The sequence below is a fragment of the Nostoc sp. DedQUE07 genome (assembly GCF_034530975.2).
Classification (GTDB): Bacteria; Cyanobacteriota; Cyanobacteriia; order Cyanobacteriales; family Nostocaceae; genus Nostoc.
Map to the genome: position 1 here is coordinate 109,644 of NZ_JAVRCC020000014.1, position 14,673 is coordinate 124,316.

Here is a 14,673-nt window from a genome sequence, read left to right on the forward strand (position 1 = left end):
TTTTCTTAAATATCTACAACTACATCTGTTTTTGTTAATTGCCAGTTCATCTTCAGGTTGAGCCAGAAATTCCAAAGTGTCACACAAGCGATCGCTACCAATTTAGCTATGTATTCATTCACTTGAAATTGATAAAATAGCAAATTTACAATTAGGCTATTGAAAATAAGTCCAATTAAACAAATGAGATTAAACTTGACAAAGCGTTGCAACTTTTGACTGTTTTTTTGCTCAAAAGACACATCACCAAATGTCCATAAATCATTCCACAGAAAGTTATTAATAATTGCTATTTCTGTGGAAAGCATTGCACTCGGAGTTAACGCCAAACATAACGAGCTATGAAAGCAATAGAATGCTCCTAAGTCTACAAATACTCCACTAAAACCGACTACAGCAAAGCGGATAAACCGACTAAAAAGTGCGGAATTGAGATAAAAGTGGATTTTACCTCTCAGATAATTAATATTGAAATAGTCAAGATATTGCTTCATTCAACTTCTAATTTTTTAATGTTTTTTATGTTTTCTGATCTTTGTCGAGTTGCCAAAATCCTTCAAGTGGGTAGACTAATTTAAGTGAGTTAGTTTTATCTTGCTGGAGTTGATGAGCTAAACTATTTTCTAGGTCGTCAACAAAAAAGATAGATTTATAATCTTGAGGCATTATTGGTAATTGGTTGTTTTGTATGGGAAGTAAGGAAATTTTTGGTTCTAAACTATGACTTAATGTGAGGATGACTCCCAAGTTATAATCATTTTTATTACTTATTAATAAAACATTATTATTAGATTGGTTAATACGTTTACTCATTGCTAGTAAATTCTTGCCACCTATTTGTGGCCACCAAGTTTCAGCCTGAAAAAATCTGACATCAGAAACTAGCCCAGAGATAAGTAATCCCACCAAAATGAGTTGCCAACAGTTTTTCTGCCAACTCTTAGCTAGAAAAAGATGGAAAGCTAAAATATAGACTACAGCAATTTGAATGCTGAGATATAACGGTATCTGATAGCGAAAATGAATAGAGCGAATTCCCCCAAAAGCTAGGTCATATAAAAGCAATGTTAAACCTGGAAATCCGCCTAATAAAGCAATAAATAAACTAGTGTTAGTTGATAAAGATTTGGTCAAAAAAATAATAATATAAATAATTAAAAATAAACTAAATATTATTGTAAAAATACTATAAAATAAAGGACTTTCATAACTTAAATTATTGACCCAAGCATCATCAGAAGCCAAATTAAAATCAAAAAATATTCGGCTAATCCGACTGAGCCAAATTCCAATCAGGTCAAAAGGACTATCTGTTTTAAATGTTATCCATGACAAAAGATTTGTTGCTGTGTCAGCTTTGGTAATAAGCACCGTTAGCCAGGGTAAAAACATTAAGCAAGCTGCTATTGAACTCAGTAAATAATTACGCAGGGTTTTTTGAAAGCGAAACTTTTGCCTAATAACTATATAAATACCATGAGCGATCGCAACCATTACTGTTAATAAATGGGTGTAGAATCCTAAGGCTAGGGTGAGAGCATACACAGCCCAGGTAAAGAAACTTTCTCGGCGAATGGCTCGCAACAAAGCAGCACTTGATACTAAGATGATCGCCATCCACAGACCGTATTCTCGTGCATCTTGGGCAAAGAAAACCTGCAAGGGAGAAATCCCCATTACAGCCATTCCCACCCACCCTACTAGTGGTGATTCAAATAACTCTAAACACAACCAATACACACTAGGAAATATCAACAGACTGATGACTGCTGATAAACTCCTGACTCCCGCCGGAAAATCCCCAAAGACTTGCGCCCACAATCTCACCATTACATAATACAAAGGTGGATGCTGCGGGTCTGAAGTTATTAAGTAGCGAACTGTATCAACCACAGATCGATCTGGGTTAATGTGTTGATATTTGTCTAAAGTGATGGCAGGAATTATGCCTTGATTATTGCTCCAATTGCTAAAAACTTCTTGTTTAACCTCAGCTAGCGTATGACCAGATATTGCCAGCGATGTAGCAATTTCATCATACCAATACACTTTTTGCCCTAAATGGGTAAAGCGAAAGAAAATGCCCAACCCAATTAGGCTGATTACCAGAATTTTTAACCAAGTTGGAGGATTTGACTTTGCTAAAATTTGTAATTTGTCCATTTATTGCACTAATACCTAATTAGCAAAGGATGTATTGTCTGAGGAAGAGATTAGCAAATATAAAACAGCCCATATCAAGCCTTTTTGAAGTGTCTATTAATTAAAAATTACGAATTACGAACTACGAATTAGTAACTATCATTTTGGCTGCTTGAAATATTCCTGTGCAAGAATTGGTGGATACTTAGGAACTTCATCTATGTCTAAGCAAGTCTTAATAGAGTTAATTTGAGCATCGTAATTAGGGCCTGTAAAAAAGGCGCATGAGTATCTTTGTTTAGCACTGTGAGATTGAGTTGGAACTATAACTCGATGTGGTGTAGCGCGAAATTTATCGTTTGTCCATCGCTGCATTAAATCTGCAACCAATACTATAATTGCATCAGGAATGAAGGGCGCTACAACCCATTCTCCAGTATTTGTATATACTTCTAACCCTTCTGAATCTTGAAATAAAAATGTCAGCGTCCCGATGTCAGTATGTTCTGCCAGATAAACTTTTCCTAGTTCTGGAGGCTGATATATAGATGGGTAGTGATGCCAAACTATGCCGTGGTTTTGTTCTGAATATAAATTTGTAAAGTAATCTTCTGGAATTCTCAGGGAAATAGCCAAAGCTTGAAATACTTTCAGGGCGCTTTCGTGACAACCCGTGAAAAATTCCATCATCACTTCACGAAACTGAATTGGATTTTTAGGCCATTTATTCGGTTCAAAAAAAGGATCTTCGATTGCACCAACTTCATCGAGAGTAATTTCCTTTCCAAAATGAAAGCCTTCAGTCATTAGCTCATTGGCGTTATGTTTATCTTCACTCTTTTTAAAATTATGATATCCGCGAAGATTCCGATCTGGAAAGAAAGATACTTGTTCTTTTTCATCCTCCGGTAGTGCAAAAAAGGACTCGGTTTGTGAAAAGACTTGAGCGATTAGAGTCTGAGAAATACCATAATTTTTCAGATAGAAACATCCGACCTCATGAATAGCAAGAGAAATTTGTGTAGCAACAGCTTCTTTTGCGGTTGAGTCACCTATAAGAAAAGGATTGAAATCAATGATAGGAATTTGCATACAAACGATATCCTCTTTAGTTAATCTCAGTCAGTTTCAAGTTGTAAGTGTTCCAAAATGTCCCTAGTAGGGGAGAGTGTTCAATACCTTGGATACGATTTCGTACTGCTACCATTGAGAAAGGGTTAACTAGATAAATAAATGGCAGATACTCCTGAGTAATTTGTTGAGTTTCTACGTACATGGCTTTACGCTTTGATTCATCCACCTCAGAGGCTGCCTGAATGTATAAATTACCAATTTTTCGTTCCCAATCTGCAACCTGTCGCCCTATTATCGGCATTTGTCCTGCTTGGGATTCTTGATTAAAAAAGTGCCAACCAGCTTCAGGCAACCAAACATTAGCCCAATCATTTGGTTCTTGACCGACAGCAACCTCAAGTAATTGACACTCCCAATCAAAAGTTTGAGTCAGTTTGTTGATGAAAATGCTAGCAGCTACGGGATTAAAATCAACAGTTATGCCAAGGTTACTCAAATTTTGTTTTATGTGTACTCCCATCGCCTGCAAGGCATTATTGGTACTATTAGTCATTAGGCTAAAGCGGACAATATTTCCTTGCTCGTCTAATAGCTGACCTTGATTGTTGTATTTAAAGCCTGCTTTTAGAAGTAATTTTTTCGCTTTTTGAAGATTGTATTCATAGACAGTTTGCACAGGAGAATAATACTTGCTCTGTACAGCAATCGGCGAATTTTGCAGTTTACCCAATCCTTTATAGATATTGTTGAGTATTTGTTGGCGATCGATTCCATAGGCAACTGCTTGTCTAAATTCCACTGTATTGAACCAACGAGACTTTATGGGATCGACCAGTGGTTGACCATTCCTACTGCCTTGATTGAGATTAAAAGTAATAGCAGTTGATCCAACAAAAAGACCGCCATTATAGATAGTAAACTTTCCTTTGCTTTCTTCATGTTTTAATAATGAAAAATAATCAGTATTGACGTTGATGTAATCCAATCCTCCAGAACGAAATTGGATCAAAGAAGTATCTTGATTAGGAATAATTTGCCCAATCACACGCTCGATATAAGGTTGCGAATTGCCTTGAATATCTTTACGCCAGTAATAAGGATTTTTGCGGAAAATTATTCGCTGGCTCGGAGTATAAGATTCTATTGTATAAGGGCCGTTGACAATAATATTTTTTGGGGGAGTATCAGTTCCCCAAGTAGACATAAATTTAGGTATGCCATCCTGCTCTTTTGTTTTGATGCTTTCCCGAAAAACATGGGCTGGTAAAATTTCTAGTTTTGTAGCCCGAACAAATGGAGCAAATGGTTCAGGTAATGTAAATTCAACTCGCAGATTATTAAGCTTTCGCACAGTAGGGAAGGTACGATTTTTACCAATCATGAAGAAGTCTTTAGCGTAAGTAGGAATGTCTGGATTACGGTAAATTTCATTGTAGGTAAAAACGACATCTTCAGCCGTTAGTGGTTTCCCATCTGACCATTTTAGCCCTTTTCTGAGGGTGTAAATTACTTTTTTATTATCTTGGGAAGTTTGCCAAGATTTGGCTAGATCGGGTTCAATTTCTCCACGAGCATTTTCTTTAACTAGCCCTTCATAAGTATAGTTTAAAATATAAGCCGATTCTACGATTAAAGCCGGATTGAAAGTTGTGGGTTCAGTTGGGAAAGGGACGATAATTTCAGATGTTGGTATTACGTTGGTTTTTAAGGTAATTTGATGATAGATACTTATTGCGATCGCAGTTACAAAAGCTAGCAAAATTACTAGCCAACGATGACGAATTAAAGTATATTTTTTATCATTTCTTAATAACTTATAATCCGACATCGTGAAACTACTCCGCAATATATCCTTAACTAGATTGAGATAACAACCTATGGGCATCTTCTAATAATGCTGGTATTTTATCAGCATGTGGACTATGACGCAGACAATCACTTAGATCGAATTGTCTAACTTTTTCTGCTGTCAAACCAGGAAACCAAGGATCGGCAGTATTTAAATGGTTGTAACGCCTTTTGGCATATTCATACATATCAAAAGCGATCGCTAAATTTCGCAACCACAAAATAACTGGAATATTAATCTCACCAGGGGTTTCTTTATAAGCGGGTAAACCAGTGTGCCAGGTACGATACCAGTCTTGTCCTAATGTGGCGATCGCTGCTTTCTCTAAACGGTTTAAAATTGGCGGTAAAATTTCATCTGCTTGCTCTAAAAGTTCTATAACCTTCAAGTGTTCGTCAAAATCTGATGGTTTAGATGCACCCAAACTGAGAGTATGTACTTGAGTATGGCTCAAACAAAACAGATCGTTAAATACCATCGGGCTAAGAGGATAGCACAAGTCTAATAACTTTTGTGGAGGCTTATAAAGCATACCACCTTTATCTGATGGGCTAATGATAAATACACCCATATCATGATGTTTGGCGGCTTCAATGGCGGGCCAATTGAATTGATTAATGTAGTACCAGTGGAGATTGACATAATCAAATTGATTGGTTTCAATGGTTTTGATAATTAAGTCTGTTGGAGCGTGGGTAGAAAAGCCAATAAACTTTACCTTACCCTGAGCTTGCAATTGTCGCGCTACATCAAGACATCCATTGAGACGAATGCTATCTTCAAGATGTTGGTAATTATTAATGCCATGCAATGTTAATAAGTCAATGTAATCTAGCTTTAATAAAGCCAAAGATTTCTTACATAAATGGCGGAAGTCTTCCGAGTCAGATGTAGGAGTAACCTTAGTCTGGACAATAATTTTTTCTCTAGGCAACTTAGGTAAAATAGCTCCTAATTGCATCTCAGAAGTCCCATACATTCGAGCAGTTTCGATGTGATTGATGCCAACTTCTAAAGAACGGCGAATAGTGGCTTCTAGATTCTGTTGATTTTCATCGGGAATTTGTTCTTGAGTAAGCTCTTTATACTCAGTATAGACGTAGCGCATTCCACCACAAGAAAATACTGGCATTGGCAATTCTGTACGCCCGAATCTACGATATTGCATCATAAATGTATTTTGATTAGAGCGATTTATTAATGACTTTTTACCGCAATCAAGCCTTGCATTATTTTTAGATGAAACATCAAGTATGATTTTTCAATATGCTGAAGGTGATGTTGAATTAACTCATGTATCTTGGAGTAGTTACACGGTGGCATACTTGGGTATAGATGATGCTCTACATGGTAATTATTATTCCAGTAATAAAACCTAATTATCGGGTTAGAAATCATTGTTCGTGTATCATTCCATAGGTTGTGATTTAAGTCAGACTCACAGCCATAGTGATCTGTAATACTGAAAATAAAACCGAATGGAGAAGCAAAAGATATTAATGGTATCCAGTAACCAAAGAACAAAATCCCAGGAAAAATTACGGTCAATCCTACCATTAATACAATCCAACCCAACAGTAGCCAATTATTTTGTAAGACAAATTGGTGTTGTTCTGGTGTTTTAAAATAGCTCAAATAAAAGCTAGTTGGTAAGGATGATTCCTCTTGCGTATCTGTTTTTAAAGAGTCGAAATATAAATCTTTGGTTACTAACCACCAATTCTTGCATACGGCAAGAGGATAAAAATATGTCAAGGCAAGAAGATAAGTCTTAATGTTAGGAAAGGTTTGCCATGCTGAGGTATCTCCTACGATTTTACCTTTGAGTTTTGCTTCTCGATGATGTCCAATATGAATATATTTGTGAAATGAAAAGTTCATCAATAATACTAATGATAATAAAGTCCCCATGAATCGGTTAGTATTTTTTGACTTATACAAACTATAGTGAGAGCAATAATGTATTGCCGCAAAAAAACAGACAAATAAAAATCCTTGGACAAACCAGACTAATAACCACACTGCCCAGTTATTCAACCAGAACCCAATAGCTGAGAGGATGAAATATGTACTAATGACAACGAATGTTTGAACAATCGGTCTAAATGTAGGAATCTCATGCAATATACGAAGTTCTTCGTTAGATATTTGAGTAACTTCTTTAATACTAGGTCTGGCATTCTCAATTATTTGATTGTTTTTTGTAAGTTCCATATTTTTCATTTCTACGTTGACAATAACAATTGACAAACCAGATATCAACCTATTAATTGTTTAATTGGTCTTGGATGGCTGCTGCTAGCTGAAATACAGTAGGTTTTTCAAACAGGTAAATTAACGGCAGTTCGACTTGCAAAGCTGACTGTATTTTGCATATAACTTCAAGAGCTTGAGCAGAATGTCCTCCCAGTTCAAAAAAGTTGTCTTGAGTGCTAATCCGATCTATCCATAAAATTTCTTTCCAAATAGCTAACACAACTTCTTCGATAGGATTTTGAGGTGTAACAAAATCCCTCGATGTTGGGGAGACAATAGTTTGAGTAGGCAAACTTGGAGGTTCCGATATTAAGATAAGTTCAGCTAGACGTTGGTTATAATTGGTCGTTATTTTTTCCAGCAAGGTCTGAAAATTCTCGACCATCTTGGTAATAGTTGCAGGTTCAAATAAATCGGTTCTGTATACGAGCAAACCTTCAATACCTGTTGATGTTTCTTCGAGCGTTAACTCTAAATCAAACTCTGCGGTATCTTTTGTATCTCTAGCAATAAACTGCTCCTTCAAAGTGAGATTTGCAAATTGTAAATTATCCTCTGGAGTATTTTGAAAGACAAACATTACTTGATTTATTAATGTGTAACTGGGATCTCTGACTGGCTGGAGTTCTTCTATTAGCTTAATCAGGGGCATTTCTTGATGAGCGTAAACACCCAAGGCTACCTCGCGTACTCGGCCAAGTAGTTCCCGAAAGCTGGGGTTTCCTCCTAAGTTGGTACAAAATGGCAGTAAATTGACAAAGAAACCAATCAATCCCTCAGTTTCTACTCTGGTGCGATTTGCTAGGGCACTGCTGACAATGATGTTTTCTTGTCTTGTATAAGAGAAAAGTAATGCCTGGAATGCTGCCAACAATGTCATAAACAGGGTTACGCCTTCCTGTTGACTCAGCACCTTGAGTGCATCGGTTAACTTCTGGGAGAGAACTACCGATTGGCCTGCACTTTCAAAGGTTCGCGCTGGTGGACGGGGACGATCGCATGGTAGCTTCAATATTGGCGGACTAATGCCTAAATGCTTTTGCCAAAACTGAAGCTGAGATTCTAAGATTTGTCCTTGTAACCACTGCCTCTGCCATTGAGCAAAGTCGGTATATGCGATCGGTAACTCAGTCAGAGGTGACGGCTTACCCTCACAGAAAGCTTCGTAAACTTTTGCCAGTTCTTGAGTTAGGACACTAAAAGACCAACCATCAGCAACAATATGGTGGGTGACAGCAACGAATAGATACTCTTGTTCGTCCAAGCGCCAAAGCTTGCTGCGTAATAAAGGGCCTCGTGCCAAATCGAAAGGATGCTTAATTTCCTGTTCAGCCTGTTGTGTGGCTTGAGCTTCGCGTTCAGTTTCGTGGAGGTGCTGAAGATCGATTACTGAAAAGTCAAAGACAGGCTCGTTAATAACAGCATAAACGACTTGTCCATTCTTAACCTGAAAAGTCGATCGCAATGTCTCATGTCGCCAGACAATTTCTCTTAAACTCTCTGATAATGCTTTCTCGTTAAGCGCACCTGTGATGCGATAGACCAAAGGCAGGTTATAGATGGAATTGCCTGGATAGAATTGGTCAAAAAACCACAACTCTAGCTGGGTTAAAGAAATTGGTATTGGCTCGTTTTGCGAGGGCAACCGTTTTAGAGCTAACTCCTGCCGATCTGGGGCTTTAGCTGTGGCGATTTTTTTTGCTAAAGGTGCGATCGCAGGAGACTCAAACAAACTTAACAGTGGTAATTCTATCCCAAATGCTTTGCGCGTTAAAGCAATCACCTGAGTTGCTAGTAAAGAATGTCCCCCCAAATCAAAGAAGTTATCGTAAATACCAACTCGTTCTAACCCTAAAACATCTCTCCAGATACCAGCCAAAATTTCTTCGGTGGGAGTACGCGGCCCAACAAAAGTTTGACTTAATTCAGGTCGGTTTGTTGTCGGTTCTGGTAAGGCGCGACGGTTTACCTTACCGTTGGGTGTGAGCGGAAAAGATTCCATTTCGACAAAAGCTGATGGAATCATATAATCTGGCAATTGCACAGTCAAAAAAGCCCGCAGTTGTTCGACTGTGATTGTCTCTCCTGCAATGGGGACAAAGTAAGCGACTAAATATTTTTCCCTAGCACTTTCCCCATGCACTTTAGCTACGGCTTGGTTAATTTGAGGATGTTTGCTCAGAACGGCTTCAACTTCTCCCAGTTCAACGCGAAAGCCCCGAATTTTTACTAAATCGTCTATCCGTCCCAGAAACTCGATATTGCCATCTGGTAGATATTGGGCTAAGTCCCCAGTTTTGTACAAACAACTTGATTTTAAATTTTGGATTTTGGATTTTGGATTATCAGAACTTTCAGCAGATTGGAAATTTTCACTTGTGTCCCTCAATCTAAAATCTAAAATCGGCAATCCAAAATCGGTAAACGGATTTGGTAGAAATTTTTGATTGGTCAAATCTGCACGGTTGAGGTAGCCACGAGCCAAACCATCACCACTAACGTAAAGTTCCCCAGGAACGCCAATCGGCACGGGTTGAAGGTTGCTGTCTAACAGATAAACTTGCACATTGACAGCAGCTTTACCAATGGGTGGATAAATCGGCCATTCATCTGGCTTTTGGCTAAAAGTATAAGCTGTCACTAAGTCTGCTTCCGTGGGGCCATAGAAATTGTAGAGCGTACAATTTTCCAGACGCTTAAACAGCTTGATCGTAGGCTGAGTAATTTGAAGTTGTTCGCCACAAGCGATCGCTTCCCTAATATTCTGAAATAAATGTGCTTGCTCTCCGTAGATTTCCGCTAATTGCTGCCACAGAGTAACGGGCAGAAAAACTTTCCCAATTGGGTTGTTGCCAAGTAAGTGGATTAATTTATCTAAATCTTTGCGATCGCATTCAGAAATCATATACAGCGTGCCTCCCAAGCCCCACGCCACGGATATTTCGTGATAGCTGACATCAAAACTGAGTGAAGCAAACTGAAGTACACCAATACCTGTGGCCATTTTTGCCTGATGGTGTGCTACTAAATTGCCGAGCGATCTCTGGGTAACAAGAGTGCCTTTAGGAGTGCCAGTAGAGCCAGAGGTATATATGATGTAAGCTAAATTATCAACTCCTACCTCAACTTGCAGATTACTCTCAGATTCTTTGGCGATTTCGTCTTCATCTTCATCTAACACAATTAGACGATGAGCCAAGTTACCATCAAGTAATGACTTCCAACGTGTTTGAGTTAAGACGACTGGTGCTTGAGAATCCTTGAGCATGAAGGCTAAACGCTCTGGCGGATAAGTAGGATCGAGGGGAACGCAAACTCCCCCAGCCTTAAGAGTACCTAAAATAGCGATCGCAGCTGCTAGCGATCGCTCCACGCAAATACCCACTGGAACATCTGCTTTCACACCGAAGCGTTGCAAGTAGTGGGCGATTTTATTGGCTTGCTGATTTAACTCTTCATAAGTCAAACTTTGGTTTTCATATACCACCGCCAAGGCTTGAGGTGTTTTTTCAATTTGCTCCTCAAATAATTGATGGATGCAACGATTGATGGGATGCGCTGCTGAGGTAGCATTCCACTGTACTAAAAGCAAATCTTGCTCTGCTGGAGTCAGTATCGGTAACTCGCCTGGGGTGCGATGAGGATTGACGGTAATTCCTTCCAACAAAGTGAGGAAATGGCCGGCCATGCGATCGATAATATCTGCATCAAAACGTTGGCGATCGTAGTAAATTTTTACAGTCATTTCCTCGCCAGGAATTGCCAGCAGTGTGAGAGGATAATTGGTTTGTCCCCTGTCTTGTAGTTCCCCAATGCTTAAGTTTCCAGGAAGTTGTTGCAACGTTACATTTACAGGATAGTTTTCAAATACAACGAGGCTTTCAAACAAAAGTTGAGTGCGAGGAATTTCACTTACGCCTTGAATATCTACCAGTGGAGTGTATGAATATTGCTCCCGTTCTATGTACTCTTGTTGCAACAACCGCAACCAGGTTAACAAATCGGTTGTATCCGGGATTTTCACCCGTGCGGGTAATGTATTAATAAACAATCCCACCATCGACTCCACACCAGATAAAGTAGGTGGGCGACCAGATACAGTAGTGCCAAAAACCACATCAGACTCACCACTGTAGCGACTTAGTAACAGCCCCCAAGCAGCTTGTACCAAGGTGGCAAGTGTCAGATGATGTTGTTGGGCAAAAGATTTTAAGGTAGTTGTCGTCTGGGCTGATAGATGTTGCGATCGCACCTCAATATTTTGCTGTTGGTGAGAACTCTGTCCTAGCGATCGCTCTACTATCAAAGGCGTAGGTGCAGTGAAACCCTCAAGATTTTGTTGCCAAAACGCTTTCGCTCCAGGCAAATCTTGCTGCTGCAACCAATTAATATAATCTCGGTAAGGACGACTGGGAGCTAAATATAACTGTTGACCGTTCTGAATTGACTCATATAAAGCAAACAATTCTTTGAAGATAATCGGCCAGCTCCAGCCATCAACTAATAAGTGATGAAAACTCCAGATAAACTCATAATTCTCATCAGCTACCCGAATTAAAGCAAAGCGCATTAATGGAGCTTTGTCAAGTTCAAACCCTTGTTTTCTATCTGAATCTAAGAAAGAATTGAGACGTATTTCTTGCTCCTGTTGAGGAAACATTCGCCAGTCTAAATTAGACCAAGGCAAATTCACCTCTTTTCGCACCACCTGAACTGCTTGTTTGCGATTCTTCCAAACAAAAAGAGTTCTCAAAGCCGAATGTCGCTCTACCAAAAGTTGCCAAGCTCGTTCAAATACACCTGAATCTAAATTGCCATGAATAGTTAATTGAAACTGCTCAAAATATATTGTCGATTCCGGCTCATATAGAGTATGAAAGAGTATCCCCTCTTGCGTAGGTGAAAGAGGATAAATAGATTCAATATCTTTATTTTTACTTTGTTTTTGTGCAACTACCATTGTTTTTTAAAGATGATATTAATTAGGTTATTGCGATTTTCATTTAAGTGAGGTACAAAACCAATGTTTTTTAACGCAGAGGAACGCAGAGTCAAGCGCAAAGGTACGCAGAGGTTTGCCCAATTTTATTAGCAATGTATTAATAACCTCTGGGCCTCTGCGGTTCATTGAAAAAAAGTAATTTTCATAAATCAAATAGAACTTGTATAAACTAAAAATTTACCAAATTTTTTAAAAAGCAGATGTTGACAATCCGCCATCTACTGGAATAGTAACACCCGTAATATAACTGGCACATTCTGACGCTAGAAAAGCTACCAAATTAGCAACCTCGCTAGAAAAACCACGACGACCAAGAGGAATCATTTTATTAGTTCCTTCAATGATTGAATCAACCGTTCGACCTTCTTCTTCGGCAAATACTTCTAAATATTCTCTATGCCTTGGAGTATCAATCAAACCAGGATTGACACAGGTAACTAAAACATTCCACTTAGCAACTTGTGAAGCAACAGTTTTAGTAAAATTGATTAATCCAGCATTCGCCACTCCCGATTTCACAAGACGACTAGAAGGTTCTTTACCTGATGTCCCAACAATATTGATAATGCGTCCCCATTGCTGACTTTTCATCGTCGGTAGCACTAAATTCGTCATGCGAATATAGCCCATTAACTTGCCTTCAAAGACAGACAACCAATCTTCATCAGATAGATTTTCTACTGCTTCATTAGAAAAACTAGCCCCTTCTGAATTATTAACCAAGATATCAATTTTGCCAAATTGGTTGAGAGCTTCTTGGACTAAGTTTTGAGAATCACTTGGATTTTGCACATCAGCAGAAATCGGGACAATTTTTGCTTGAGAACCAATCAAACCTTGATAAGCTTGTTTTAACCGTTCAGAATTTCTCCCACAAATTATTAACTGACAACCTTCTGCTGCCAGTTTTTGGGCAACGCTATAACCTATGCCAGCACTTGCTCCGGTCACTAAAGCTACTTTTTGTGTTAATCCTAAATCCATGATGAATATTCCTTTAGGAAGTAGTTAGCGCTGTCTTAGAAAAACTATCTTTGAGCGAAAAATGAGAGCGAGGTTTAATCACAAGTTCAATCAAAGATACTGTTTCATCAGAAGAATTATATCCTCCATAAACAACATCAGCAGGAACATAATAAACACTACCATATTCTACCTGTTGCTGTTGTTCTGCAACTGCGATCGTCAATTTATCATTCAGGATTATTCCCATTATTTCATCAGCCGATTGGCGAATTGGGATTATTCCTTTGGGAGGAATTTGAGTGATAATAATCTCAAACCAAGAACCAACAACAGACTTACACTCAAAACCTGTAACTTCATCTTGAGTTGATGTAACTTTCAGAATAGCCTCCTCAGCTTCCTCAAAATTTGTGATGCGTTTCACATCAAACGCTAACGCTGTTTCTGAGAAAGGGTTGATAGAACCATGAAGAATATTAGAACCAGCTACATAAACTTGCTCAAATGGCTCCAGAATTTCTTTAGTACCGTTGAGGTTAAATTCCAAACGTCCCGCAATTTGCATTCCAATTTGGCTTTCGGGATGTCGATGCAATTCAAAAATAGCTCCTGGGGGAATAGAAGCTAATTGCACAACTGTGTCTTGACATTGAAATGCGATTAACTCAACATCAGAATTAATTTTGATGTTTTTTGGCTGAGGAAAATATTTAGACATAACTTTCTGCTAATTTAATTTTTTTTGAAAAATAGACCAACTCATACGAATGTTTCCATAGATTGAAATAAATTCTAAATCGTAGGCTTTCACCGCATTCTCATTAGTAATAGCGAAATCGGCTAAACCCTGCATTACCTGCATCGCTGAATCGCTGGTAGAAGGAGACAAATCCACTTGTATTTGTGTTCGATCTTGAGAGTCTGGCAATAGTTTTGTTAACAGAGGTAAAGGAGCAGGATGAGTAACAATTCTAGAACCGTTGAAAACTGCCTCTTTATTTTTTTTCTTAGCCAATCCATAAACTGGAGTAGGAAATATAAAAATGAAGCCTAGCTCAAAACTTGGCTCCATATAAAACTCATTAATTCGGTCGTAAGCATGAGGGACTAAAGCCATATTTACTTTGTCTTGTAGCAAAGCTTCTTTGACATCTGTAAAAGTATCAAATAACTGAGTTGATACAGTAAATTCTTCTGAGATAAGATGGTTATTTATGTGCTTGGCAGCGTAGTCACTACTAGTAGCATTAGGCCCCAAAGTACCTATGACTAAATTTTTTGAAGGAGGGATACGAGGTTGAAATTCAATCTGAAATTCCAGCATAGTTTTTCCTGAGTAATCATCATGATATTTTTTGGTAGTGAATCATTAGTAGTTTTGTTA

The 14,673-nt window shown here is 38.4% G+C and carries 10 protein-coding genes; all 10 read right to left on the reverse strand.

The window, feature by feature from the left end; all coding sequences use genetic code 11:
- Positions 1-5: 5 nt before the first annotated feature.
- The 10 genes from RMZ95_RS13860 to RMZ95_RS13905 all read right to left on the reverse strand — a co-directional run bounded on the left by RMZ95_RS13860 (position 6) and on the right by RMZ95_RS13905 (position 14,613).
- On the reverse strand, positions 6-494 hold the full coding sequence (locus tag RMZ95_RS13860) for a GtrA family protein (RefSeq protein WP_322683050.1): 489 nt from the start codon (positions 492-494) through the stop codon (positions 6-8).
- Positions 495-519: 25 nt separating this feature from the next.
- A complete protein-coding gene (locus RMZ95_RS13865; RefSeq protein WP_322683051.1) occupies positions 520-2,163 on the reverse strand; it encodes a glycosyltransferase family 39 protein in 1,644 nt (547 codons plus the stop codon).
- A 138-nt stretch (positions 2,164-2,301) separates the two neighbouring features.
- Entirely contained in the window at positions 2,302-3,234 is a 933-nt protein-coding gene (locus RMZ95_RS13870) for an isopenicillin N synthase family dioxygenase (protein ID WP_322683052.1), read from the reverse strand.
- Positions 3,235-3,250: 16 nt separating this feature from the next.
- Positions 3,251-5,044 carry an ABC transporter substrate-binding protein gene (locus tag RMZ95_RS13875; protein WP_322683053.1) on the reverse strand — a complete coding sequence of 598 codons (1,794 nt, stop codon included), beginning with the start codon at positions 5,042-5,044 and terminating at the stop codon, positions 3,251-3,253.
- A 25-nt stretch (positions 5,045-5,069) separates the two neighbouring features.
- On the reverse strand, positions 5,070-6,233 hold the full coding sequence (locus tag RMZ95_RS13880) for an aldo/keto reductase (protein WP_322683070.1): 1,164 nt from the start codon (positions 6,231-6,233) through the stop codon (positions 5,070-5,072).
- A 29-nt stretch (positions 6,234-6,262) separates the two neighbouring features.
- A complete protein-coding gene (locus tag RMZ95_RS13885; RefSeq protein WP_322683054.1) occupies positions 6,263-7,279 on the reverse strand; it encodes a fatty acid desaturase family protein in 1,017 nt (338 codons plus the stop codon).
- A gap of 52 nt (positions 7,280-7,331) precedes the next feature.
- The gene (locus RMZ95_RS13890; RefSeq protein WP_322683055.1) at positions 7,332-12,281 is read right to left on the reverse strand and encodes a non-ribosomal peptide synthetase; all 4,950 of its coding nucleotides are present in this window, start codon (positions 12,279-12,281) and stop codon (positions 7,332-7,334) included.
- Between the two features lie 231 nt (positions 12,282-12,512).
- A complete protein-coding gene (locus tag RMZ95_RS13895; RefSeq protein WP_322683056.1) occupies positions 12,513-13,307 on the reverse strand; it encodes an SDR family oxidoreductase in 795 nt (264 codons plus the stop codon).
- 13 nt (positions 13,308-13,320) lie between these two features.
- Positions 13,321-14,007, reverse strand: a complete 687-nt coding sequence (locus RMZ95_RS13900) for a cupin domain-containing protein (RefSeq protein WP_322683057.1) — start codon at positions 14,005-14,007, stop codon at positions 13,321-13,323.
- A gap of 9 nt (positions 14,008-14,016) precedes the next feature.
- On the reverse strand, positions 14,017-14,613 hold the full coding sequence (locus RMZ95_RS13905) for a LysR family transcriptional regulator (protein WP_322683058.1): 597 nt from the start codon (positions 14,611-14,613) through the stop codon (positions 14,017-14,019).
- Between the last annotated feature and the right edge of the window lie 60 nt (positions 14,614-14,673).

Coding starts and splice junctions, on each gene's coding strand:
- RMZ95_RS13860 (WP_322683050.1), bottom strand. CDS start 494: ATGAAGCAATATCTTGACTATTTCAATATTAATTATCTGAGAGGTAAA.
- RMZ95_RS13865 (WP_322683051.1), bottom strand. CDS start 2,163: ATGGACAAATTACAAATTTTAGCAAAGTCAAATCCTCCAACTTGGTTA.
- RMZ95_RS13870 (WP_322683052.1), bottom strand. CDS start 3,234: ATGCAAATTCCTATCATTGATTTCAATCCTTTTCTTATAGGTGACTCA.
- RMZ95_RS13875 (WP_322683053.1), bottom strand. CDS start 5,044: ATGTCGGATTATAAGTTATTAAGAAATGATAAAAAATATACTTTAATT.
- RMZ95_RS13880 (WP_322683070.1), bottom strand. CDS start 6,233: ATGCAATATCGTAGATTCGGGCGTACAGAATTGCCAATGCCAGTATTT.
- RMZ95_RS13885 (WP_322683054.1), bottom strand. CDS start 7,279: ATGGAACTTACAAAAAACAATCAAATAATTGAGAATGCCAGACCTAGT.
- RMZ95_RS13890 (WP_322683055.1), bottom strand. CDS start 12,281: ATGGTAGTTGCACAAAAACAAAGTAAAAATAAAGATATTGAATCTATT.
- RMZ95_RS13895 (WP_322683056.1), bottom strand. CDS start 13,307: ATGGATTTAGGATTAACACAAAAAGTAGCTTTAGTGACCGGAGCAAGT.
- RMZ95_RS13900 (WP_322683057.1), bottom strand. CDS start 14,007: ATGTCTAAATATTTTCCTCAGCCAAAAAACATCAAAATTAATTCTGAT.
- RMZ95_RS13905 (WP_322683058.1), bottom strand. CDS start 14,613: ATGCTGGAATTTCAGATTGAATTTCAACCTCGTATCCCTCCTTCAAAA.